At 62.3% G+C, this 24,098-nt stretch carries 21 protein-coding genes; 7 read left to right on the top strand and 14 right to left on the bottom strand.

Annotated elements, in window-relative coordinates; translation table 11 throughout:
• Positions 1-13 precede the first annotated feature (13 nt).
• A complete protein-coding gene (gene tsaE / locus PDR5_RS02620; RefSeq protein ID WP_007950729.1) occupies positions 14-484 on the bottom strand; it encodes a tRNA (adenosine(37)-N6)-threonylcarbamoyltransferase complex ATPase subunit type 1 TsaE in 471 nt (156 codons plus the stop codon).
• The gene (locus PDR5_RS02615) at positions 472-1,971 is read right to left on the bottom strand and encodes a bifunctional ADP-dependent NAD(P)H-hydrate dehydratase/NAD(P)H-hydrate epimerase (RefSeq protein WP_064593097.1); all 1,500 of its coding nucleotides are present in this window, start codon (positions 1,969-1,971) and stop codon (positions 472-474) included. Before PDR5_RS02615 ends, tsaE begins: the two co-directional genes overlap by 13 nt.
• Positions 1,972-2,034: 63 nt before the next feature.
• On the opposite strand from PDR5_RS02615, the gene queG reads away from it, so the two are divergent.
• Positions 2,035-3,114, top strand: coding sequence for a tRNA epoxyqueuosine(34) reductase QueG (gene queG, locus PDR5_RS02610; protein ID WP_064593095.1), 1,080 nt, complete (start codon positions 2,035-2,037; stop codon positions 3,112-3,114).
• On the opposite strand, the gene PDR5_RS02605 is transcribed toward queG, so the two are convergent.
• Positions 3,096-3,707 carry a trimeric intracellular cation channel family protein gene (locus PDR5_RS02605; protein ID WP_064593093.1) on the bottom strand — a complete coding sequence of 204 codons (612 nt, stop codon included), beginning with the start codon at positions 3,705-3,707 and terminating at the stop codon, positions 3,096-3,098. The genes queG and PDR5_RS02605 overlap by 19 nt on opposite strands.
• Before the next feature lie 83 nt (positions 3,708-3,790).
• Complete coding sequence (orn, locus tag PDR5_RS02600) at positions 3,791-4,333, bottom strand: oligoribonuclease (protein ID WP_064593092.1); 543 nt, start codon at positions 4,331-4,333, stop codon at positions 3,791-3,793.
• Between the two features lie 107 nt (positions 4,334-4,440).
• On the opposite strand from orn, the gene rsgA reads away from it, so the two are divergent.
• On the top strand, positions 4,441-5,472 hold the full coding sequence (gene rsgA / locus PDR5_RS02595; protein WP_039766628.1) for a small ribosomal subunit biogenesis GTPase RsgA: 1,032 nt from the start codon (positions 4,441-4,443) through the stop codon (positions 5,470-5,472).
• Between the two features lie 56 nt (positions 5,473-5,528).
• Here rsgA and motB read toward each other — a convergent pair whose 3' ends face one another.
• Positions 5,529-6,593, bottom strand: coding sequence for a flagellar motor protein MotB (gene motB / locus PDR5_RS02590; RefSeq protein WP_064593090.1), 1,065 nt, complete (start codon positions 6,591-6,593; stop codon positions 5,529-5,531).
• A 3-nt stretch (positions 6,594-6,596) separates the two neighbouring features.
• Positions 6,597-7,448 carry a flagellar motor stator protein MotA gene (gene motA, locus PDR5_RS02585; RefSeq protein ID WP_007952169.1) on the bottom strand — a complete coding sequence of 284 codons (852 nt, stop codon included), beginning with the start codon at positions 7,446-7,448 and terminating at the stop codon, positions 6,597-6,599.
• A gap of 167 nt (positions 7,449-7,615) precedes the next feature.
• Between motA and PDR5_RS02580 the strand changes: the two genes are divergently transcribed.
• Genes PDR5_RS02580 through asd form a run of 3 tightly spaced genes read left to right on the top strand, consistent with a single transcriptional unit; the run spans position 7,616 to position 10,888 of the window.
• Complete coding sequence (locus PDR5_RS02580) at positions 7,616-9,154, top strand: HDOD domain-containing protein (RefSeq protein ID WP_064593088.1); 1,539 nt, start codon at positions 7,616-7,618, stop codon at positions 9,152-9,154.
• Between the two features lie 39 nt (positions 9,155-9,193).
• Positions 9,194-10,009, top strand: coding sequence for a rhodanese-like domain-containing protein (locus tag PDR5_RS02575; RefSeq protein WP_064593087.1), 816 nt, complete (start codon positions 9,194-9,196; stop codon positions 10,007-10,009).
• Positions 10,010-10,027: 18 nt separating this feature from the next.
• Entirely contained in the window at positions 10,028-10,888 is an 861-nt protein-coding gene (asd, locus tag PDR5_RS02570) for an archaetidylserine decarboxylase (RefSeq protein ID WP_064593085.1), read from the top strand.
• Positions 10,889-10,948: 60 nt separating this feature from the next.
• Here asd and PDR5_RS02565 read toward each other — a convergent pair whose 3' ends face one another.
• A complete protein-coding gene (locus tag PDR5_RS02565) occupies positions 10,949-11,350 on the bottom strand; it encodes a lectin OAA family protein (protein WP_039766619.1) in 402 nt (133 codons plus the stop codon).
• A gap of 222 nt (positions 11,351-11,572) precedes the next feature.
• Here PDR5_RS02565 and PDR5_RS02560 point away from each other — a divergent pair, with 222 nt between their 5' ends.
• The gene (locus PDR5_RS02560; RefSeq protein WP_064593083.1) at positions 11,573-13,327 is read left to right on the top strand and encodes a hypothetical protein; all 1,755 of its coding nucleotides are present in this window, start codon (positions 11,573-11,575) and stop codon (positions 13,325-13,327) included.
• A gap of 118 nt (positions 13,328-13,445) precedes the next feature.
• Here PDR5_RS02560 and serB read toward each other — a convergent pair whose 3' ends face one another.
• Entirely contained in the window at positions 13,446-14,660 is a 1,215-nt protein-coding gene (serB, locus tag PDR5_RS02555; RefSeq protein WP_039766615.1) for a phosphoserine phosphatase SerB, read from the bottom strand.
• Positions 14,661-14,794: 134 nt separating this feature from the next.
• Between serB and PDR5_RS02550 the strand changes: the two genes are divergently transcribed.
• On the top strand, positions 14,795-16,303 hold the full coding sequence (locus PDR5_RS02550) for an AhpA/YtjB family protein (protein ID WP_064593082.1): 1,509 nt from the start codon (positions 14,795-14,797) through the stop codon (positions 16,301-16,303).
• 374 nt (positions 16,304-16,677) lie between these two features.
• On the opposite strand, the gene PDR5_RS02545 is transcribed toward PDR5_RS02550, so the two are convergent.
• The 6 genes from PDR5_RS02545 to PDR5_RS02520 all read right to left on the bottom strand — a co-directional run bounded on the left by PDR5_RS02545 (position 16,678) and on the right by PDR5_RS02520 (position 23,960).
• Positions 16,678-17,388: a PqiC family protein gene (locus tag PDR5_RS02545; RefSeq protein WP_064593079.1), complete on the bottom strand. Its 711-nt coding sequence runs from the start codon at positions 17,386-17,388 to the stop codon at positions 16,678-16,680.
• A gap of 231 nt (positions 17,389-17,619) precedes the next feature.
• Complete coding sequence (gene parC, locus PDR5_RS02540) at positions 17,620-19,884, bottom strand: DNA topoisomerase IV subunit A (protein ID WP_064593075.1); 2,265 nt, start codon at positions 19,882-19,884, stop codon at positions 17,620-17,622.
• Positions 19,885-19,891: 7 nt separating this feature from the next.
• A complete protein-coding gene (locus tag PDR5_RS02535) occupies positions 19,892-20,416 on the bottom strand; it encodes a retropepsin-like aspartic protease family protein (protein WP_007952204.1) in 525 nt (174 codons plus the stop codon).
• Entirely contained in the window at positions 20,413-21,402 is a 990-nt protein-coding gene (locus PDR5_RS02530; protein ID WP_064593073.1) for an esterase-like activity of phytase family protein, read from the bottom strand. The genes PDR5_RS02535 and PDR5_RS02530 overlap by 4 nt, the downstream gene beginning before the upstream one ends.
• Positions 21,402-23,309: a DNA topoisomerase IV subunit B gene (gene parE, locus PDR5_RS02525; protein WP_039766602.1), complete on the bottom strand. Its 1,908-nt coding sequence runs from the start codon at positions 23,307-23,309 to the stop codon at positions 21,402-21,404. The genes PDR5_RS02530 and parE overlap by 1 nt, the downstream gene beginning before the upstream one ends.
• Before the next feature lie 42 nt (positions 23,310-23,351).
• Positions 23,352-23,960 (bottom strand): YqiA/YcfP family alpha/beta fold hydrolase, encoded by a 609-nt coding sequence (locus PDR5_RS02520; RefSeq protein WP_064382909.1) that lies wholly within the window; start codon positions 23,958-23,960, stop codon positions 23,352-23,354.
• Positions 23,961-24,098: the final 138 nt, after the last annotated feature.

Here is a 24,098-nt window from a genome sequence, read left to right as displayed (position 1 = left end):
CTAACCCCATCATTCAATTGGTTTCCAATGCCAAAGCGGCACACCAGGCCTCGCCGCGCGAGCCCTGGGATAAAATGGTCAGCGAACGTCCGCTGTCTTGCGGGCTAATGGTAATGGTCAGGTCAGGCTTTGGCAAAAAGCCTGCACCTTTATCGGGCCATTCGATCAGGCACAGGGCGTCGTCTTCGAAATAGTCGCGGATGCCGAGAAACTCCAGTTCCTCCGGATCGACCAGACGATACAGGTCGAAGTGAAACGCGCGAACGTCACCGATCTCGTAGGGCTCGACCAGCGTGAAGGTCGGACTTTTCACCGCTCCCACATGCCCCAGACCGCGAATGATGCCCCGCGACAGCGTGGTTTTGCCCATCCCGAGGTTGCCTTCGAGAAAGATCAGGCCATGGCCCTGGGTGATACGGGCGATGCGTGCGCCAAAGTCGCTCATGGCCTGTTCATCGGCCAGGTACAGGGTTACTTCAGACACGGTGCATGCTCCTCCAACAACTGACGAATGGCTGGAATCAGATCACTGGCCGCCAGCCCACGGCCGAATTTACCTTGGTGCAGACCGGCGTTGGCGTGCAGCCAGACTGCCAGACTCGCGGCGTCAAAACCGTCCATGCCCTGGGCCAGCAGCGCGCCGATCAGGCCCGCCAGCACATCGCCGAGCCCGGCAGTGGCCATCGCCGGATGGCCTTGATGACACAGCGCCAGACGACCATCGGGATGAGCAATCAAAGTGCCCGCCCCCTTGAGCACCACCACCGCTGTGTATTTTTTGCTCAATGCCAGCGCCGCCGCCGGACGATCAGCCTGCACTTCGGCGGTACTGATCCCCAATAAACGTGCTGCTTCCCCCGGATGCGGCGTGATCACGCAATCCTTGGGCAAACTGACAAAACCTGAGGCCAGCAGGTTCAGCGCATCGGCATCCCACACCTGCGGCAGCGCCGCATTGGCGGCGGCCGACAACAGTGCCCGCCCCCAAGCGGCCTGGCCCAACCCCGGCCCGACGACCAGCACCGACACCTTTTCCAGCAGCCCCATCAATTGATTGGCCGAAGAGGCGCCCAACGCCATGGCTTCCGGCACCCGGCTCAATGCCGCTGGTACATGTTCCGGGCGAGTCGCCAGCGATACCATCCCGGCGCCACTGCGCAGCGCGCTTTCGGTGCTCAACAGGATCGCCCCGCCAAAACCATGATCGCCGCCGATCAGCAGCACATGACCGAAACGCCCCTTGTGCGCAGTCGGCGCACGTGCAGCCAGACGCGGAAGGTTAGTCACGTTCAGTCGGCGAGCGGCGACAGGAATGTCACTGAAGTTTTCGGCCGTGGCCTGCAGATCGTTAAACAGCAGTTCCCCGACATGATCCGCCGCCGAGCCCGTAAACAGCCCGAGCTTCAGGCCGATGAAGGTCACGGTGAGGTCAGCGCGCACCGCATGACCTAACGCATGACCGGTGTCGGCGCACAACCCGGAAGGGATATCGACCGCCACCACCGGCAATCCACTGGCATTGATTGCCGCAATCGCAGCGGCGTAAGGCTCACGCACTTCACCGCTCAGACCGGTACCGAGCAACCCGTCAACGACGATTCCGCGCAACTCGCAGGAAGGATGCCAGGGGGCTATCACCACGCCTTCGGCCACGGCGTCGGCATGCGCTACGGCCGCATCACCCTGCAATCGCTGTGGATCACCCACGGCCACTACCCGAACCTGCCAACCGGCCCGACGCGCCAGCGCTGCCACCAGGTATCCGTCACCCGCGTTGTTGCCGTGCCCTGCCAGCACCGTCAATTCGTTAGCAGATGGCCAATGTCGAACCAGCGCGCGCCATGTGGCATGGGCCGCGCGCTGCATCAATTCGAAGCCCGGAGTGCCGGCAGCGATCAGCCGCGCATCGAGTGCCCGCACCTGCGTGGCGCGGTACAGCGCGTCGGGTAATTGATCTTTAGTGTGCGGCATGCGTCTTCGGGCTCCGATGTCTGGCAGAATTATACGCACCTCAGCTCCGGTTTCTCTCGCCTCATGTCCGCCATCACCACAGATCTGCCCGCCCTCGCCCAATCCATCAAGGACTGGGGCCGCGAGCTGGGCTTCCAGCAAGTCGGCATCAGCGGTCTGGACCTGGCCGAGCACGAACAGCACCTGCAACGCTGGCTCGAGGCCGGCTACCACGGCGAAATGGATTACATGGGCGCCCACGGCAGCAAACGCTCGCACCCCGAAGAGCTGGTGCCGGGCACCTTGCGCGTGGTGTCGCTGCGCATGGACTACCTGCCGGGCGACACACAAATGGCGCAATTGCTGGGCAAACCGGAAAAAGCCTACATCTCGCGTTATGCCTTGGGCCGCGATTATCACAAATTGATCCGTAAACGCGTTCAACAACTGGCGGACAGGATTCAATCCGAAATCGGTCCGTTCGGTTTCCGAGCCTTCGTCGACAGCGCTCCGGTGCTGGAAAAAGCCATCGCCGAGCAGGCGGGGCTGGGCTGGATCGGCAAGAACACTCTGGTGCTCAATCGCAAGGCCGGCAGTTATTTCTTTCTCGCCGAACTGTTCGTCGATCTGCCGTTGCCGGTGGATGAACCGCATAGCACCGAACATTGCGGCCGCTGCACCGCATGCCTCGACACCTGCCCGACCAACGCTTTCGTAGGCCCCTACGTGCTGGACGCGCGACGTTGCATTTCCTACCTGACCATTGAGCTGAAAAATGCCATTCCCGAAGACCTGCGGCCGCTGATCGGCAACCGCGTGTTCGGCTGCGACGACTGCCAGATCTGCTGCCCGTGGAACCGCTTCGCCCGCCCGTCCGGCGAAAGCGACTTCAAGCCACGGCACAATCTGGACAACGCAGAACTGGCCGAACTGTTTCTGTGGGATGAGGACAAATTCCTCAGCAGCACCGAAGGTTCGCCGCTGCGTCGGGCCGGTTACGAGCGCTGGCTGCGAAATCTGGCGGTGGGACTGGGAAATGCACCGTCAAGCATTCCAGTGCTGGAAGCACTCAAGGCGCGGCGCGAATACCCGTCAGAGCTGGTGCGAGAACATGTGGAGTGGGCGCTGAAACAGCACGCCGACCGTCAATGCTCGTCGTTATAAACGAACTTCGGCATTTCCCAATGGAAGCGAATCGCCAACAGCCTTAACAGAAAGCCACCGAACAAGGTGATCAGAATCGCCTGCTCGCTCGGCACATTCAGGAACAGACAGAGCATGTAGCACCACGCGGCAGCGAACGAGACGCTGGCATACAGCTCACGGCGGAAGATCAACGGAATATCGTTGCAGAAAATATCGCGCAGGATGCCCCCAAACACGCCGGTGATCACTCCGCTGACCGAGGCCACCAGCATGCCGTGGCCCATTTCCAAGGCGGTCATGCAGCCGATCAGGGTGAATGCCACCAGACCGACCGCGTCGAGCACCAGAAACAGCGAGCGCAGGTGACGCATCCACCGTGCGGTGAACACGGTGATCATCGCCGCGACCGTGGTCAGCACCAGGTACTCCGGGTGTTTGACCCAGGTCAGCGGGTAGTGCCCGAGCAGCACATCGCGCACCGAACCGCCGCCCAACGCCGTGACGCAGGCGATCAGCACCACGCCGAACCAGTCCATGCCGCGACGGCCCGCAGACAGGGCGCCGGTCATGGCTTCGGCAGTAATGGCGACGAGGTAGAGCATCAGCAACATGGTGGCGATCCTGGCAGGAAGGCGCGCAGTCTACTCACTTCACCGAGGCACCAAAAGAGGGCGCCTCGGCGTGGGTGCCGATCTCAGAACTTGATGAAATGCTTGCGGTAATGCTGCAGCTCGGCGATGGATTCGCGGATGTCGTCCAGCGCCAGGTGAGTGCTGCCCTTCTTGAAGCTGTCACGCACGTCCGGCGCCCAGCGCGCGGCCAGTTCCTTGAGCGTGGAGACGTCCAGGTTGCGATAGTGGAAGTAGCTTTCCAGCGACTTCATATGGGTATAAAGGAAGCGGCGATCCTGGCAGATGCTGTTGCCACAGATCGGCGACTTGCCCTTCGGCACCCACTTTTCGAGGAAGGCGATGGTTTCAGCCTCGGCCTCGGCCATGCTGATGCGGCTGTCGCGTACGCGCTGGGTCAGGCCGGAGTTGCCGTGGGTGCGGGTATTCCACTCATCCATGCGGGCGAGGACTTCGTCGCTGTGGTGGATGGCGATCACCGGGCCCTCGGCCAGGGTGTTCAGGTCACTGTCGGTGACGATGGTGGCCATTTCGATGATGACGTCGTTTTCCGGATCCAGACCGGTCATTTCGAGGTCGATCCAGATCAGATTCTGCGGGTTTTGCATTTTTCGGCTCCTGAGCAATGCTGCGCAGTTTAGCCTAGGCAGCCTGCCGGGCGTGCTAAACTCGCGGCCGTTTTACCTAATCGCTGTATTCTTCAGACGGAACACCCATGGCCAAACGCCAACTCAATCGTCGTCAAAACTGGCGCATCGAAAAGATTCAGGGCGAGCGCGCCGCCCGCGCCGCCAAACGCGAGTCCTCGGCCGTCGAGGCGCTCGAAGGCGGCGACCTCGGCCCGGAACAGCACGGCCTGGTGATCGCCCACTTCGGTGTGCAGGTCGAGGTCGAGGCCGTTGACGGTGAGCTGGCCGGCCAGGTCTTCCGCTGCCACCTGCGGGCCAACCTGCCGGCGCTGGTGACGGGCGACCGGGTAGTATGGCGCGCCGGCAACCAGGGCATCGGCGTGATCGTCGCGCAACTGCCGCGCACCACCGAGCTGTGCCGTCCGGACAGCCGTGGCCAGCTCAAGCCGGTGGCCGCCAACGTCGACATGATCGTCATCGTCTTCGCCCCGCTGCCCGAGCCCCATGCCAACCTGATCGACCGTTATCTGGTCGCCGCCGAACACGCCGGCATTCGCCCGTTGCTGCTGCTGAACAAATTCGACCTGATCGACGAGCAGAACGCCCCGGCGCTGAATGCCCTGCTGGCGGTCTACCGCACGCTGGGCTATCCGGTGCTGGAAGTCTCGGCGCACCACGGCAACGGCATGGAGCAATTGCAGAAGCAGCTCGACGGGCGCATCAGCGTGTTCGTCGGCCAGTCCGGTGTCGGCAAGTCGTCGCTGGTCAACAGCCTGCTGCCGGAAGTCGAAACCCGCGTCGGCCCGCTGTCCGAGCTGTCCGGTCAAGGTACGCATACCACGACGACCGCACGTCTGTTCCACTTCCCCGGCGGCGGCGAACTGATCGACTCCCCGGGCATCCGCGAATTCGGCCTCGGCCACGTCAGCCGCGCCGACGTCGAAGCCGGTTTCATCGAGTTCAACGACCTGCTCGGCACCTGCCGCTTCCGCGACTGCAAGCACGACCGCGAACCCGGTTGCGCGCTGCTCAAGGCCCTGGAAGACGGCCGCGTGCAGCAGCAGCGAATGAACAGCTACCGCTCGATCATCGCCAGCCTGCCGGAAAACGGTTACTAGACTTTCAAGTAACCAGACACAAAAAAGCCGCGATCATCTCGCGGCTTTTTTGTGGGTCACTGTTTCGGCGCGGGGGCCGGTGCAGGCGTCGGTGCTGGTGCCGCTGCGCCCGGCTCGGTCGGTTTCGGCAGCGGGTCGTCGAACAGGTTCAGCCGTTCGCGCAACTCGTGGGCCGGTACCGGTTGCTGATCCGCCGGCAAGGCGTTCGGGTCGACCGGGGTAGCCGGCGCGGCGCCGTTCTGGCCTTGATCTGCCGGTTTCGACGGGTCGGCGCCTTGCGCACCTTCGATGGCCGCCTGGGCTTTCTTCGTCAGCACCACGATGTCGATGCGGCGGTTGACCGGGTTGAACGGGTTCTCCTTGTCGAACAGCGCCGACGAGGCGTAACCCACCACACGCGCCACTTGCGAGTCCGGGTAACTGCCCGCCACCAGCGCACGCCGGGCGGCGTTGGCGCGGTTGGCCGAAAGCTCCCAGTTGCCGAAGTCGCCATTGCCTACATAAGGCTTGGCGTCGGTGTGACCGCTGATGCTGATCTTGTTCGGCACCGCCTTGATGGTGTCGGCCATGGCCAGCAGGATGTCTTCGAAGTACGGTTTCAGGCGTGCAGAACCGGAGTCGAACATTGGCCGGTTCTCGGCGTCCATGATCTGGATGCGCAAGCCGTTCGGCGTGATTTCGAAGAGGATCTGGTCCTTGAACTTCTGCAGTTGCGGGTTCTCGTCGACCTTGTTCTGCAGTTCTTGCAGCAACAGTTCCAGACGTTCCTTCTCGACCTGCTCGGCCATGCCTTCAACCTGTTCGGTGTCGACCGTGACCTTGTCCGGTTGCGGCTGCGACTTCACTTCAGGGTTGAGGGTGTTTTCCGGTGCCAGGGTCGGCGTGCCGCCCAGATCGATGATGTACGGCGTGCCGCTTTCGGAGAAACCGACCGGGTCCTTGAAGTAACCGGCGATGGCGATCTTCTGTTCCGGGGTCGCGGTGGACAGCAGCCACAACACCAGGAAGAACGCCATCATCGCCGTCGCGAAGTCGGCGAAGGCGATCTTCCACGCCCCGCCGTGATGCCCGCCGGCGATGCGCTTGACGCGCTTGATGATTATCGGCTGGTTATTTTCCATGACTTAGCGACCGCGAACGGCTTGTTCCAGCTCGGCAAAGCTTGGACGGTGAGCCGGGTACAGCACCTTGCGACCGAACTCGACAGCCAGCGACGGCGGCATGCCGGAAGCCGAAGCCACCAGCGAGGCCTTGATGGCTTCGTAGACGTTCAGCTCTTCCTTGGCATCGTGAGCCAGGGAGTGCGCCAGCGGACCGAAGAAACCGTATGCCGCGAGAATACCGAAGAAGGTACCCACGAGTGCCGCACCTACGTGCAGACCGATGGACTTCTGATCGCCTTCACCCAGGGAGGCCATGGTCACCACGATACCCAGTACCGCCGCGACGATACCGAAACCCGGCATGGCGTCGGCAATGCCGTTCACCGCGTGGGACGGATGCTCGAGGTCTTCCTTCAGGCTGTACAGTTCCATGTCGAACAGGCCTTCCAGCTCGTGGGGAGCCATGTTGCCGGACGACATGATGCGCAGGTAATCGCAGATGAACGCGGTCATGCGTTCGTCTTTCAGTACCGCCGGGTACTTGGCGAAGATCGGGCTCGCGGCGGCGTCTTCGATGTCGCCTTCGATGGCCATCATGCCTTCGCGGCGGCTCTTGTTGAGGATCTCGTAGATCAGGCCCAGCACTTCCAGATAGAACGTGTGGCTGAAACGCGAACTGAACATGCTCAGGGATTTCTTGAGCACGTGCATCGTCATGTAGCCGGGGTTGGCCTGGAGGAATGCTCCGAGTGCCGCACCGCCGATGATCATTACCTCGAAAGGCTGGATCAGGGCGGCAATCTTGCCGTGGGAGAGCACGTATCCGCCGAGCACGCTCGCGAATACGACGATGATGCCGATAATTTTAGCCATAGGTAGAAAGGTACTTGTTTAAGTCGGGTTCAAGGTCATATTCGGAAGTTAAAAAATCTCTTCTTCTACTTATCGGCAAAACTGCGCCAGACTATAGCCAGTTCAGGCGAAAAGCCAATTTAGCCCATGCCGGGCGCGTCTACAGTCAGTGAAGATCTCGTCCAGACATGGCTAATGAAACGAACGTCCCACACGTAAAACCGACCACACTCGATGGCTGGGTGAAGCTGCTCGACAGCGTTCGCCTGCCGGTGCCGCAAGACGCCCATGACCGGGTCTGCCGGGCGATTCGCGATGACCGCAGCTCGCTGCGCGACATCGCCGACCTGATGCAGGACAGCCCGGCGCTGGCCCTGAGCATCATCCGCGAAGCCAACCGCCACACCCACGGCAACATGAGCGCGCCGGCGGAAAACCTCGAAGTAGCGATCAATCGTCTCGGCCTTGCCCGCACCGAAGAACTGCTGGCTCGCCTGCCCGCCGAACCTGCCGCACAGATCCCCCAGGCCCTGCGCCAGTTGCAGATGATCAGCCAGCACGCCACGCAACAGGCCAACGGTTTTTTCGCCGGTCGCCTGGCGCGACTGTGGCAGGACATTCATTGGGGCAGCCTGTTGTTTCTGTCGCCGCTGTGGCCATTGGCGCTGACCTTTCCCAAACTGCTTGAAGAGTGGGAAGTACGGGTTATCCACAAGGGCGAATCGGCCTGCGATGTCGAGAAACAATTGTTCGGCGTGCGCTTGCTGAAAATCGGCGAAGCGCTGGTGGAAGCCTGGCGTTTGCCGATCTGGGTCCAGCAAGGCTATCGGCTGCTGCTGACCGAACAGCGCGAACTGGTCAAAGTCCTGCGCATTGCCCGCGATGTGGATCATCCGTTGCGCCAGCAAAACCGCCTCGACGACGACCCGACCCTGCGCCGCTGGCTCAATCAGCCGGCCAACACCGTGTTGCTGGCCAACGGCCTGGCACTCTCGGCGCAACAAGCCTGGGACAGTCCGCACAGTGAGCGCTGGCAGTACCTGACCAGCCTCTACCTGCAAATCTCGATGGACGAGGTACAACAACAGTTGCACCAGCAGGCCGCCGTCAGCGCTCGTCATCATTTCATGCCCGACCTCTGGCACCCGGCGGTTTCGCTGCTGTGGCCGTGGGGCACCCGTCGCCTGCCCGCCGGAATGCTGCCGGCTGCGGCGCCGTCCGCTGACGACCTGAGCCAGTGGCGCCGGCAATGCGCCGAGCTGCTGGCCGTGCCAAGCCGCTTCACCAACGCCATGAGCCTGACCGTCGCCGCCCGCGATGCGCTGGTCGCCAGCGGCATGCGCCGGGTGATGATCCTGATGGCCGACCGCAGCCACGCCAATCTGCGCGTCCATCAAACCTCGGGGTTGCCGAAGGAAGCCGCTGCGCTGAATTTCGTCGTCAGCCAGAGTTCGGTGCTGCAACGCTTGCTCGCGCAGCAGGCGCAAGTGCGCATCACCCCGGACAACAACGCCCAGTTTTCCGCCCTGCTGCCGCCTTCGCTGCGCACGCTGTTTCGCGGCGAACACCTGTTCCTGCGCTCGCTGGTAAACAACGGCCGGGTGATCATGATCGTGGTCGCCGACCAGGGTGGCGGGCTGTTCGCCGACATCACTGTGCAAGCCTTCGGCAAAACCGCGCAGTGCATCGAGAAAGCCCTGCACAGTTTTAGCCAGCGCGGCCAATGACAGCTACAATCCTTCCCCTTTGTGCTCTGGAGACCTCGCATGTCTGATTTCTCTGGCCTGGCCCTGGTGATCGAGCCGAGCGACCTGCTGCCGCGCCTCGAATCCCGCGATCTGATTCTGGTGGATCTGACCAGTGCCGCCCGCTACGCCGAGGGACACATTCCCGGCGCACGCTTCGTCGATCCGAAACGCACCCAGCTGGGTCAGGCGCCGGCTCCGGGGCTGTTGCCGAGCAAGGAAAAACTCGAAGAACTGTTCGGTGAGCTGGGTCATCGCAAGGATGCGGTCTACGTGGTCTATGACGACGAAGGCGGCGGCTGGGCCGGGCGCTTCATCTGGCTGCTCGACGTGATCGGTCACGACAAGTACCACTACCTCGACGGCGGTCTGCCGGCGTGGCTGGCGGAAGGTTCGCCGATGTCGATCCAGATTCCTCCGGCGGCGGGCGACCCGGTTGCCCTGACCCTGCACGAGGAACCGACCGCCACCCGCGAATACCTGCAAAGTCGTCTCGGCGCCGCTGACCTGGCAATCTGGGACGCTCGCGGGCCGCTGGAGTATTCCGGCGAAAAGGTCCTGGCGGCCAAGGGTGGACACATCCCCGGCGCGGTCAATTTCGAATGGACGGCGGGCATGGATCAGGCGCGCCAGCTGCGCATCCGTACCGACATGCCGCAGATCCTGGAAAGCCTCGGGATCACCAAAGACAAAGAAATCATTACCCACTGCCAGACCCATCACCGGTCCGGTTTCACTTATCTGGTGGCCAAGGCCCTCGGTTATCCGCGGGTCAAGGGCTACGCCGGTTCCTGGGGCGAATGGGGCAACCACCCCGACACCCCCGTCGAGCTTTAAGGATTTTTAAGGACAGTCATGAAAGAGCGTTTGTTTATCATCAGCCAGTACCTGCTGCCCCATCACTTGCTGTCGCGCCTGGCCGGCTGCGTCGCCGAGTGCCGCGTGCGCTGGTTCAAGAATGCCTTCACCACCTGGTTCGCCAAGCGTTATCAAGTGGACATGTCGCAGGCACTGGTTGAAGACGTGACCGCTTACGAGCATTTCAACGCCTTCTTCACCCGCGCGCTGAAAGACGGCGCACGTCCACTGGACCAGACCCCGGGCGCGATCCTCAGCCCGGCCGACGGTGCGATCAGCCAGCTCGGCCCGATCGAACACGGCCGCATCTTCCAGGCCAAGGGCCACAGCTTCAGCGTGCTGGAACTGCTGGGCGGCGACGCGACCAATGCGGCGCCGTTCATGGGCGGTGAATTCGCGACTGTTTACCTGTCGCCGAAGGACTACCACCGCGTGCACATGCCGCTGGCCGGCACCCTGCGCGAAATGGTCTACATTCCGGGCCGAATCTTCTCGGTCAACCAGACCACCGCTGAAAACGTTCCGGAACTGTTCGCCCGTAACGAGCGCGTAGCGTGCATCTTCGACACCGAGCGCGGGCCGATGGCCGTGGTGCTGGTGGGCGCGATGATCGTGGCGTCGATTGAAACCGTGTGGGCCGGTCTGGTCACGCCACCGAAGCGCGAACTGAAAACCTTCCGTTACGACGAAGCCGCCCGTGCGCCGATTCATCTGGAAAAAGGTGCGGAACTGGGGCGCTTCAAACTGGGTTCGACCGCGATCGTGCTGTTCGGGCCGGATCAGGTGAAGTGGGTTGAAGAACTGAAGGCCGGCTCGCCGGTACAGATGGGTCAGGCCTTGGCACTGTCGAACGCCTGAACCGGTTGATCCGCCCTTTCGCACGTCTGCGAAGGGGCGGACACAACCTGGGTGGCGCCGTTACTCTATCTGCCCACGGAAGCCGATCGGCCCTTCGTTGGCGTAGGTATTGGTGCCACTGAGGTTTTTCCCGCCGTCACTCGACGTGACGCTCAACGCGATAACGTTCTGGTTATCCCGCCCGCCGATCACCCACTTGCCACCTGGATGCCAGGGGGCATCGTTGCCACCCCACTGGTTTTCGACGTTGTACTGGTTCTGGCCAGTGCGCTGAGCCTTGAAGCCAATAGGGCCTTCGCCGGCGTAGGTCATGGTGCCGGTAAAGGTTTTGCCACCGTCGCCGGACTTGATCTCGATCGCGACGACGTTCTGGTTGTCCCGCGCGCCCAGCACCCAGGTTCCACCCGGATGCCAAGGTGCCGAACTACCGCCCCATTGATTTGCCACTGCGTATTTAGACATGAACCTCATCTCCTTGAAGTTTCGGGAGACCTGCCCCGACGTTGACGGCAGGCCGTGCAACCGTGCGTTTCCGATCGCACGTCTGAGAGACTAGTAGCGCCTGCGGGAATGGCACCAGGCCAGCAGACCAACGGTAAAAAACCCTGACAAACACCTGCGAAACAGACCACAACTGCTAGAGTTTTTGGCATTGCCCTATTCGCCGCCGGAGCTTGTCACGGCATGAGTGAGCCACGATCCCGACCACCACTGAGCGCCCCGACGCCCACGCAGTTGCGCCTGTCCTTCTGTGAAGCCACCCCGCGCGACCTCAAACGCTGGATCGCCGACCTGCCCAAGGCCAACATCGGCGAAACCGCGCGCCTGCTGTACCAAGGCCTCAACGAACTCAATCAACTGCTGACCCCCAGCGACAACCGTCTGCATTTACTTGAGCTGTTGCGGCCCGAGGTGTATTTCGTCTGCCAGCATCTGGAACGGCATTTTCTGCATCAGGCGATCATGCTCGATGAGCGCTCACGCAAGATCAGCAATCTGTGCCAGGCCCTGCAAAGTCAGCTGGCCATCGGTTACAAACACATCATTCTGCGGATCGCGCCCAAGTACTCCCGGGATCGCGCAGCCCTGGTGAGCGAAGCGCTGCAGCGGGCGGCCCACGCGCTGAAAGGGCAACTGGTTCGCGCCACGCAGCTGTACAGCCCGGCGCCGGAACAGCTGTGGTTCGAACTGCATCAATTGTTTCGCTGCGCCTGCGAGCTGCAACTGCAGCATCGCCGGGTACGCGACGACCTCGCCAGTCTGACCGGCGAGTTGAGTGTCGAACAGACCTACCTCGCGGCCCTGTTGCTGGGCAGTGCCCGCTGCAATCAGTTGCGCCAGAACCAGATCGCGCGCCTGGCCCAAGTGGTCGAGCCCTGGAGCGCGTGGCTGAAGCTGCAGCCCGCCAATCCGGGCGCGGGCTTGTTCGCGGTCTCGGCAGACATCGACGCCGGCCCGCGTTACCGCTCGCAGTTTCGCAGCGAGCAACAGGCAGGGTTGCTCGGTTTCGATCCGCAACCGTTGGTGAATGCCATCGAGGCCCACCTTCAGCATCAGGACACAACGACGCCGCTGCCCGTGCCGGCCGGCCTGACCTTCGACACCCTGCAACACCTGCACGCGACCTGGGGCGAAGCCGCCGAGCGCAGCTTTCAGCGCACCGTCGGCCAGGGCAACCTGACCGTGTGCGTCGGCATGAGCGCCCTGCACTTTTACCTCGGCGGCGAACGCACTTTCAGCGAATTGCTCAAGCACCCCGGCACCCGGGCGGCAAATTTCAGCCGCGCAGTGGTTCAAGGCGAAAAGGACAGCTGGAGCCAGGCGTTCGATGCCGCGCCACAGGGTACGTCCGACGAATTGTTGCCCTACGAAGAAATCCGCTACGAACCGCTGGCCGACGACGAAAGCGGCACCGACAGCCCGCCGCATTATCCGACCTATGCCTTGCCCGTCATCAACCACAGCCCCGGCGGTTACTGCCTGGCCTGGCCAAAAGAAGTACCTGCCGAATTGCAGGCCGGGGAAATGGTCGGGATTCAGGACAGCCTCAATCAGGGCTGGAGCATTGCCGTGGTGCGCTGGATCCGCCAGGTGCGCGGCGCCGGTACGCAAATGGGCATCGAACTGGTGGCGCCCCACGCTCAGCCCTGCGGCTTGCAGCTGGTGCGCACCCGGGATGATCACAGCCATTACCTGCGAGGGTTGTTATTGCCGGAAATCAGTGCGATCGACTTGCCGGCGACGTTACTGGCGCCACGGCTGCCGTTTCAGGAAGGCAATAAAGTGCTGATCAACACCCAGGGTGAAGAGCACCGCGCCGGGCTGGATCGGCGGGTGGCCAGCACCCACAGCTTCAATCAGTTTGCCTATCGCTCGCTGGAGGCCGCGCAGAATGGCGGAAGCGAGGAAGATTTCGACTCGTTGTGGAAATCCCTTTGAGTGGAATCGGATAATCCTGGGCGCCCCTTTCGCGAGCAAGCCCGCTCCCACAGTGGAATGCATTTCAATTGTGGGAGCGGGCTTGCTCGTGAAGGGGCCAGCTCAGGCGACAGAGCTTTCAGAGCTGTCCGTCGCGATCGCGGAAGCCCAGCAGGTACAGAACGCCATCCAGCCCGAGGGTGGAAATCGCCTGCTTCGCCGACTGTTTGACCAGCGGTTTGGCGCGGAACGCCACGCCCAGACCGGCAATCGCCAGCATCGGCAGGTCGTTGGCGCCGTCGCCCACGGCGATGGTCTGCTCCAGACGCAAGCCTTCTTTTTCAGCCAGCTGCTTCAGCAGATCGGCCTTGCGCTGGGCATCGACGATCGGCTCGATCGCCACGCCGGTGCACTTGCCGTCGACCACTTCCAGTTCGTTGGCGAACACGTAGTCGATGCCGAGTTTGGCCTGCAATTGCTTGGCGAAGTAGGTGAAGCCGCCCGACAGAATCGCGGTCTTGTAGCCCAGGCGCTTGAGTTCGGCGAACAGGGTTTCGGCGCCCTCGGTCAGGCGCAGCGAGGCGCCGATCGAATCGAGCACGCTAACATCCAGGCCCTTGAGCAGCGCCAGACGCTCCTTGAAGCTGGCGCGGAAGTCCAGCTCGCCGGCCATCGCCCGCTCGGTGATTTGCGAAACCTGGTCGCCGACGCCGGCGGCCTTGGCCAGTTCGTCGATGACCTCGGCTTCGATCAGGGTCGAGTCCATGTCGAACACCGCCAGACGACGGTTGCGACGGAACAGCGAATCTTCCTGGAAGGCGATGTCGACGTTCAGCTCCTGAGCCACGCTGAGGAACTCGGCGCGCAGGGCCTGCGGATCGGCGGCTTCGCCACGCACGGAGAACTCGATGCAGCCCTTGCCCTTGTCAGCCGGAGTGTCCAGCGGCATGCGACCCGACAGACGGTCGATATGGTCGATGTTCAGGCCGTATTTGGCGGTGATCGAGCTCACGGCCTGCAACTGGCCGGCAGTGACCTTGCGGGTCAGCAGGGTAACGATGTGGCGTTTCTTGCCCTGATTGCCCACCCATTGCTGGTAATCCTCTTCGGACACCGGGGTGAAGCGCACCTGCTGGTCGAGCTCATAGCCCTTGAACAGGATGTCCTTGAGAACCGACTTGCCTTGCTCGGAGTCGGGGATTTCCACGAGGATGCCGAACGACAGCATGTCGTGGATCACCGCCTGACCGATGTCGAGGATATTCACACCACCCTGGGCCAGAACACCGGTAATGGCCGCTGTCAGACCCGGACGGTCGACTCCCGTGATGTTAATCAGGACGATTTCGCGCAACGCGCACCCCCGCAACTGGAAAAAAACCGCATTCTACCCACTTTCAGTGACCATCGGGCACCGCCAGCGCTTTGCCGGTCTAGGGCCTGTCGCTATACTGCGCGTCAACTTCACGGACAAAAGAGCCGAGCTCAGTGAACCGGCCCACGCCAGTTAAAACCGATAACTTCTTTCTGCTGATCTTCCGTGCACTGCGCCACCGCCGTGTACCGATTGCATTGCGCATCGCCAGCCATAACGTGATCCTGGTCGCCCTGGCCCTGGTGATCTATGCCTGCGTGATGGGCCTGCAGTTCAAGCAGGCCATGCACGAGCAGGCCGATGCGCTGGGCGAAAGCCTGACTACGCAGACCGCCACCTCTGCCACCGAACTGCTGGTGTCCAACGACATCCTCAGCCTCAACGTGCTGCTCAACAACCTGACCAAGAACAAACTGGTGGCCCACGCCGCCATCTACAGTGTGGACAACCGCATCCTCGCCGAGTCCGGTCAGCGGCCCAAGCACGGCCTGCTCGGCGAAGCCGAGGGCATGTACGAGAGCAAGATCACCTTTCAGGACGTGACCGCCGGACAACTGCGCATCAGCCTGGACATGGATCAGTTCCAGCAGCCGATGACCATCAGCCTGCAAAGCATGGGCATCCTGAGTGCGATCCTGCTGGCACTGTCCCTGGCCCTGAGCCTGCGTCTGGGCCGGCACATCTCTACACCGCTGCTGCAATTGCGCGTGTGGCTGCGCCGTATCGACGAATACACGCCGGGTATCGAGCGTCAGGACGAGATCGGCGATCTTGCCCGCCAGTTGCACGCCAACTACGCCCCGGAGCCGGCCGAACCAGAGCCCGAGCCGGAACCCGAGTTCGAGGACGACGAGCCGGAATTCGAAGTGCGCAACCTGCGTGATCCGAGTTTCGACGAAAGCCGCCCGATGGCTGCGCAGAAGCCTGCGCCACGCCATGTGGTCAGCACCGTTGAAGACGACGATGACGAGGACCCGTTCGCCGACCTGCGTGACGAATCGCTGAGCGATACCGCGCAACCGGCCGTGCGCCGACCGACCCCGAGCGTGCCGCAACACACGGCGGTGCTGGCGGTGCAATTGGGCTCGCAGGAACAACTGCGCCGTTTGCCGCGTGCACGTCTGGAAGAGTTGCAGGATCGCTACCGCGACTGTCTGGAGCAGGCCGCTTCGCTGTATCAGGGCGAAATCGAAACCCTGAACGACGGCAGCACCCTGATGCTGTTCCATACCGAAGACAGCGGCGACGATTACCTGACCAACGCCATCTGCTGCGGCGAGCTGCTGCGGGCGCTGGGCCACCAGTTGCAGATCGAAGTCGCCGACAGCGGCATCACCCTGCAATTGCAGCTGGGCCTGACACTCGGCGACGAACTGTTCGGCCTGAGCCAGATCGACCTGTTGCTGACCGATTCCGCCCAGGACGCCCTGGCCCTGTCGCAACACAGCCGCAACCTGCTGCTGGTGGAGCGCAAGGTCGGTGACGACGCGCTGATTCGCCAGCGCGCACGAATCCGGCCGATTGCCAGCCCTGAGGGGGCTTGCTGTGTGGAGCGGTTGATGGAGCCTTATCCGTCAATGCTTGAGCGGCAACTGGCGCGGATGCATGAGCGCCGGGCTTAAGCCTTAAGCCAGTTACAAACAAGCCCGCAGACGAGTGATTGTCTGCGGGCTTTTTTGTGCGTGGTGTTTTCGTGATTGCGCCAGGCTTTGGAGCCCCCTCACCCTAGCCCTCTCCCAGAGGGAGAGGGGACTGATAGGGGAATATTGGGTATCTACACCGACCTGAACGTGCCGTGCCGAATCCACAATCGTAAGACCGCACTGCGCCAAATCCATAATCGCCAAGATCTTTCAGGTCGATGGATAACGCCAGACACCTCGGTCGGCTCCCTCTCCCTCCGGGAGAGGGCGGGGGTGAGGGGCTTTTGACTTTTCACAGCTCTAGACACAACAAAGCCCGCACAAGGCGGGCTCTGTCCTGACTCATTCCAGCCTTAAAAGCGGAACACTTCCATATCCGTACGAATCGGCGAAGCCATCGGTATCTTCGGCTGCTTTTCGGCTTCCGCCGCCGGCGCTGCCGGTTTCGGTGCCGACTTGCGTGGCGCCTCGGCGACCGGTGGCTGATTGGCCAACGGTTTGAGCGCTACCGACAGTTGCTCGGCCAGACGCTGCAACAACACGCCTTGCGCCTGCACCTGTGCGGCGGTGGTACCGGCATGTTGCTCCTGCAGATGGACGATGCGGTTGTCACGCACCTGGCCACGGCGGTCGATCAGGCGCCATTGCGCGTCCAGAATCGCCGGTTGCTTGGCACCGGAATCCAGACGAGTGATGGTCAACAGCACCTGCACATCCGGGGTGAAGCCCAGGGTCGCTGGCGCCAGCACCACACGCTGACTGTCCAGATGCCCGGCAACCTGACGCAACAGCAACTGATCGATGTCCGAAGACAGGCTGCCGGCCCAGCGGCCATCGACCGAGGCTTGCAGGCTGCCGTCCGGCTGACGCTGCAACAGGGTTTCCCGTTGCAGGTAATCGGCAACGATCACAGGGCCCAGCAAAACTGCCATGCCCGCGCTTTGCGCAGGCTGGGCCGGACTTCCGCTGTCCAGCTGATACAGCGACACCGGCTGGTGAACGCTGCAACCCGCCAGGCCAAGAACGCCGGCGAGCAGGAAAATAAGGGGGCGCAGAGAAGTCATCATCCCGTCCAGGTGGCCGCCACAAGGCTGACCACAGTGAAAATACTCAATAAATATGAATAACGCTCGGCCACGCCGGCGCTTGGAAAGGCCATATCATCCGTGAATATGCGTTCCGACTCCAGCGCCAAAGCGCCGATCTACGGGTTAAATCGTAGATCGGACGCTCTAGAGAGGCGTTCTCAGTCATTTTCTCCGAAGGAGAAATGAGTGCGACCGCTTCCTGGCCGCTTAATTGAGGTTTTCGACGAGCAGCGCATCCACCCGCTGGAAGCCACGTGGCAGTTTGTTACCACGGCGACCACGCTCACCTTTGTAGTGTTCGAGGTCGTCGGCCTTCAGCGACAAGGTGCGTTTTCCGGCCTGCAGCACCAAGGTGGCGCCTTCCGGAAGAACGGCGATGTCCGTGACATATTCTTCGCGACTGGCCACACGCTCACCGGAAATACCGATGATCTTGTTGCCCTTGCCCTTACCTAATTGTGGCAGATCGCTGATCTTGAAGATCAGCAGGCGACCCTCGGTCGTCACCGAGGCCAGCCAGTTGTGCTCGCGGTCGGCGACCGGACGCGGCGCGATCACCTTGGCATTGTTCGGCAGGCTCAACAGCGCCTTGCCGGCCTTGTTCTTGGCTTGCAGGTCTTCGCCTTTCACCACGAAACCGTAGCCGGCGTCGGAGGCGATCACGTACAGCGAGTCCTCTTCAGGCATCAGCACGCATTCGAACGTTGCACCCGGCGGCGGCGTCAGACGGCCGGTCAACGGCTCGCCCTGGCCCCGCGCCGATGGCAGGGTGTGGGTGGCCAGCGAGTAACTGCGCCCCGTGGAGTCGATGACCACGGCCGACTGGTTCGAACGCCCCGCCGCCGAAGTCTTGAAGCCGTCCCCGGCCTTGTACGACAGGCCGGTGGCGTCGATATCGTGGCCCTTGGCCGAACGGATCCAGCCTTTTTCCGACAGCACGACGGTGACTTTCTCGTTCGGCAGCAGATCGTGTTCGGTCAGCGCCTTGGCTTCGGCGCGCTCGACGATTGGCGACCGACGGTCGTCGCCGTAGGTTTCGGCATCTTTCAGCAGTTCGCTGCGAACCAGTTTTTTCAGCTTGGCTTCGCTGCTCAGCAGGGCTTGCAGCTTGGCCTGTTCCTTGAGCAGTTCGTCCTGCTCGTCGCGCAGCTTCATCTCTTCCAGTCGCGCCAACTGGCGCAGACGGGTGTCGAGGATGTAGTCGGCCTGGATTTCGCTGAGGGCAAAACGCTCGATCAGTTTGGCTTTCGGATGCTCCTCGGTACGGATGATGTGGATCACTTCATCCAGGTTGAGGTAGGCAATCAGCAAACCGTCCAACAGGTGCAGGCGACGCTCGACCTTGTCGAGGCGAAATTGCAAGCGGCGACGCACGGTCAGCACGCGGAATTCCAGCCACTCCACCAGCAACGTACGGAGGTTTTTCAACTGCGGCTTGCCGTCCAGACCGATGATGTTGACGTTGACCCGGTAGGTCGACTCCAGCTCGGTGCTGGCAAACAGGTGCTGCATCAGTGCTTCGTGATCGACACGGCTGTTGACCGGGATGATCACGATACGGCACGGGTTTTCGTGGTCGGATTCATCACGCAGGTCGGCGATCTGCGGCGCTTTCGACGGTTTGGCCTGCATCAGCGCGGCGATCTGCTCCAGCACCTTGGCCCCGGAGACCTGGTGCGGCAGCGCGGTAACGATGATGTCGCCGTCCTCGACGTGGTACACGGCGCGCATGCGCACCGAGCCCTTGCCGGTTTCGTACATTTTCAGCAGGTCGGCGCGCGGGGTGATGATTTCCGCTTCGGTCGGATAGTCCGGGCCCTGAATGTGTTCGCAGAGCTGTTCGACCGTGGCTTTCGGCTCATCAAGCAGACGCACGCACGCAGTGGCGACTTCGCGCAGGTTGTGCGGCGGTACGTCGGTGGCCATGCCCACGGCGATGCCAGTAGTGCCGTTGAGCAGGATGTTCGGCAAACGTGCCGGCAACACCAGAGGTTCCTGCAGGGTGCCGTCGAAGTTCGGGCCCCAGTCTGCGGTGCCCTGGCCCAGTTCGCTGAGCAGCACTTCGGAATAACGCGACAGCCGCGCTTCGGTGTAACGCATGGCGGCGAAAGACTTCGGATCGTCCGGCGCACCCCAGTTACCCTGGCCGTCCACCAGCGTGTAGCGATAGCTGAACGGCTGGGCCATCAGCACCATCGCTTCGTAACACGCCGAGTCGCCGTGCGGGTGGAACTTGCCGAGCACGTCGCCGACGGTACGCGCCGACTTCTTGTGCTTGGAATCGGCATCCAGCCCCAGCTCGCTCATGGCGTAGACGATACGCCGCTGTACCGGTTTCAGACCGTCGCCGATATGCGGCAGGGCACGGTCCATGATCACGTACATGGAGTAGTTGAGGTAGGCATTTTCGGTGAAGTCAGCCAGCGAGCGGCGTTCTACACCGTCCAGGCTGAGATCAAGGGAGTCGCTCATGCGGGCCTCATCGGTTCGTTGTCTGGCGCAGCAGCATGGTGCCACCGCGCTGGGTAAATTCAAGTTTGTTCAGGGCGCTCATGCCGAGCAGCACCTGATCGCCATGCAGGCCGGGCGCCACCAGTGCGCGGACATCCCGCAACACGATGTCGCCCAGTTGCAGGCGGTCGATACGGGTGCGATAGCCCTGGCTCAGGCCATTGGCCGTGCTCAGGGTCACACCGAAACCTTCTTCCAGCCTGAGGTTTTTCGCCACCTCGGCCGGGATTGCCACGTCGGTCGCGCCGGTGTCGAGCATGAACTCCACCGGCCGACCGTTGATCAGGCCGCTGGCGACAAAATGTCCCTGGGCGTTGCCGATCAGTTTCACTTCGATAAAGCCGTTACCCTGCTGCGAAGCCACTTCCACATTGGGATTGCGCTGGCGCTCTTCCCACTGGCCGAAAAACCGCGTGGCCAGAAACAGCGCCGCGCACCACGCCAGAATCATCAGCACCCGACCGGCGCGCTTGCCCGGTGGTTGCTGGCTCACGGCTTGGCGCTCCAGCCACCCTCAGGCGCGGCGAAACGCCAGATGATCGGGCGAACCTCGCCATCGGCGCGCGGGCCGAAATTGTTGTCGACGCCGATCCAGGCACCTTGAGCATCGACGACCAGCGCCTCTTCCAGCCCGAAGTTCTGCGAATAACGCCGATTGGCCTGCAACAGCTCGGCCGCATACGACCAGCAGAGCTCGACCTTGGCTGTCTGCGCATCGCGACGACAGATCTGGTAGGCGTTGCGTTCAAGGGTAAACAGTTTGCCGTCGAACAATGACACGTCGGAAAAATCGCGATTGACCGGACGGGCCTTGGGAAACTGCGGCGGTTGCATTTCCATGCCGCCTTCGCTGAGCAATACGCAGCGACCGTCACAATCCCACACCGTCTGCTGACGCTTGATCATCAACAAGCCGCGACTCTGCCGTTCGGCAGCCAGCCACATCTGATCGCCCGTCGGATTGATCGCCAGACCTTCGAAGATCGCGTTGAATTGCAGCAACATCCCACTGGCCCGCGCTTCGCGTACCATCATCGGCGAGATTTTCAGCCACGACGACGGCCCCTGCGGCGGCACTTGCAGCACGGCCGCGTGAGCTTCGCTGACGATATAGCGGTTGCCGGCGCTGTCACAGCTGATGCCTTCGAAATCCAGATCGCCGCCCCGAATGAACGACGCCGCCCAGGTGCGCGAACTGATGCCCCACGGTAGGCCGCTGTCCGGCACTTTCGGCGGATCGATGCGCACGGCCGTGGCCTGCCAGACCCGGTCGCGGATATCGAGACGGTAGATCTGATCATCGTCGCGGTCCGAAACCGTCCACAGGTCATTGCCGCACAAGGCCAGCCCCGACAGGTTGCCGCCGCGCATGCCTTCGACCGGGTGTTCGGCGAGCACGCGCAGCTCTTGCACAGGCTCTGCCGACACCGTCATCGAACCCAGCAGCAATGCACCCGCCAAGGCCCAGCCAAACCGCATCAGGCCAGAACCTCGGCGAGGTTACCCTTGGATTCGAGCCAGGTCTTGCGGTCGCCGGCGCGCTTTTTCGCCAGCAACATGTCCATCATTTCCGAGGTCTGTGCGAAGTCGTCCCCGAGGGTCAACTGCACCAGGCGCCGGGTGTTCGGGTCCATGGTGGTTTCGCGCAGTTGCGGCGGGTTCATTTCACCCAGACCTTTGAATCGGGTGACCTGCGGCTTGCCGCGCTTCTTCTCGGCCACCAGACGGTCGAGGATCCCGTCGCGCTCGGCTTCGTCGAGGGCGTAGTAGATTTCTTTGCCCAGATCGATGCGGTACAGCGGCGGCATTGCCACATAGACATGACCGGCATCCACCAGCGGGCGGAAATGCTGGACGAACAAGGCGCAGAGCAAGGTTGCGATGTGCAGACCGTCGGAGTCGGCGTCGGCGAGGATGCAGATCTTGCCGTAGCGCAGCTGGCTCATGTCCTCGGCGCCCGGATCGACACCGATGGCCACGGCGATGTTGTGCACTTCCTGGCTGGCCAGCACTTCGCTGCCGTCGACTTCCCAGGTGTTGAGGATCTTGCCGCGCAACGGCAGGATCGCCTGGAATTCCTTGTCTCGCGCCTGCTTGGCCGAACCGCCGGCGGAATCACCTTCCACCAGGAACAGCTCGGAACGCATCGGGTCCTGCCCGGCGCAATCGGCCAGTTTGCCGGGCAGTGCCGGGCCCTGAGTGATGCGCTTGCGCTCGACTTTCTTGCTGGCTTTCAAGCGCCGGCCAGCGTTGCTGATCGCCAGTTCCGCCAGGGCCAGACCGGTTTCCGGGTTGGCGTTGAGCCACAGGCTGAACGCGTCCTTGACCACACCGGAGACAAACGCGGCCGCCTCACGGGACGACAGGCGTTCCTTGGTCTGACCGGAGAATTGCGGTTCCTGCATCTTCATCGACAGGACGAAAGCGATGCGTTCCCAGACGTCTTCCGGTGCCAGCTTCACGCCGCGCGGCAGCAGGCTGCGGAATTCGCAGAACTCGCGCATTGCGTCGAGCAAGCCCTGACGCAGGCCGTTGACGTGGGTGCCGCCCTGCTCCGTCGGGATCAGGTTGACGTAGCTTTCGGTGACCGAAGTGCCGCCTTCCGGCAGCCAAAGCAGGGCCCACTCGACCGCTTCCTTGGTGCCGGCCAGATTGCCGCAGAACGGCGCATCCGGCAGGCGCTCGAATTCGCTGACCGCATCCACCAGGTAGGAGCGCAGGCCATCTTCGTAGTGCCACTCGACCTTCTCGCCAGTGCCTTTGTCTTCGAAGCTGATCAGCAGCCCCGGGCACAGAACGGCCTTGGCCTTGAGCACGTGCTTGAGGCGGCTGATGGAGAATTTTGGCGAATCGAAGTATTTCGGGTCCGGCGCGAAGTACACGCTGGTCCCGGTATTGCGCTTGCCGACGGTGCCGATCACTTGCAGATCGGTGGCCTTGAAGCCGTCGGCAAAGGTCATTTCATATTCGTTGCCGTCACGCTTGACCCGCACCCGCACTTGGGTCGACAAGGCGTTGACCACGGAAATACCCACCCCGTGCAGACCGCCGGAGAACTGGTAGTTCTTGTTGGAAAACTTGCCGCCCGCATGGAGCTTGGTGAGGATCAGTTCAACGCCCGACACACCCTCTTCCGGGTGGATGTCGACCGGCATGCCACGGCCGTCGTCGCAGACTTCCAGCGAGTGGTCGGCGTGGAGGATGACCTGGATCGATTTGGCGTGGCCGGCCAGGGCTTCGTCGACGCTGTTATCGATGACTTCCTGGGCAAGGTGGTTCGGCCGACTGGTGTCGGTGTACATGCCGGGGCGTTTGCGCACCGGGTCGAGGCCCGAGAGGACTTCGATGGCGTCGGCGTTATAGGAGCTAGCGCTGGGAGTGGCCATAGGGTCTCGTCGTCAGTGATTCAATGAAAATGGGGCAAGACTTCACAGTGCGGTGAAATCGATTGCCTGATAGGTATCGGCGCCAATCCCGGCAAAGCTGAGCAATGCCGGCAATTGTGTAACAAATCCCTGGAAACTGTGGTCGCCGCCGGCCTGAATGCGCAAGGCGCACGCCCGGTAATATTGCTGGGCGAGGCGATAATCCAGCGTTTCATCCCCGGTCTGCAACCATACCTGATATCGCTGCGGATCCTGCGGCGCCGGCACTTCCAGCTCGGCCAGGGCCGTCACGTGGTCGTGTGTCAGCTCCCAGGTTTCGTCGGTGTACAGGTTTTTCTGGGTGCCCAGGTATCCGTCGAACATCCGGTGCGGGCTGACGGCCGGGTTGACCAGCAGGGCTTTCAGGCCATGGCGCTCGGCCAGGTGAGTCGCATAGTAGCCGCCGAGCGAGCTTCCCACCAGCAATGGCCGGCCGAGTTCGGCGATTGCCTGTTCCAGCTGACCGATGGCTTCACGCGGGTGGTGATGCAGCGCCGGCACACGCAGTTGATCGCTCAGACCCAGCCGTTCCATCACCTCGACCAGCTGACAGGCCTTCTTCGAGGCCGGCGCGCTGTTGAAACCATGGATATAGAGAATCGAACCGGACATTTGAGCTCCCTGGGCGTCGGCTTAAGAAAGCGGAGTTTACAGGGAGTCAGGGGGTCGTGGGTGTCTGTAAGGACGCCTTCGCGAGCAGGCTCGCTGCCACAAGGGATCTGTGCCGTTGGCAAATCCATGGTGGGCGCG

The sequence above is a fragment of the Pseudomonas sp. DR 5-09 genome, assembly GCF_001655595.1.
GTDB classification, from domain to species: Bacteria; Pseudomonadota; Gammaproteobacteria; order Pseudomonadales; family Pseudomonadaceae; genus Aquipseudomonas; species Aquipseudomonas pharyngis.
This window is presented reverse-complemented; position numbering and strand designations above follow the sequence as displayed.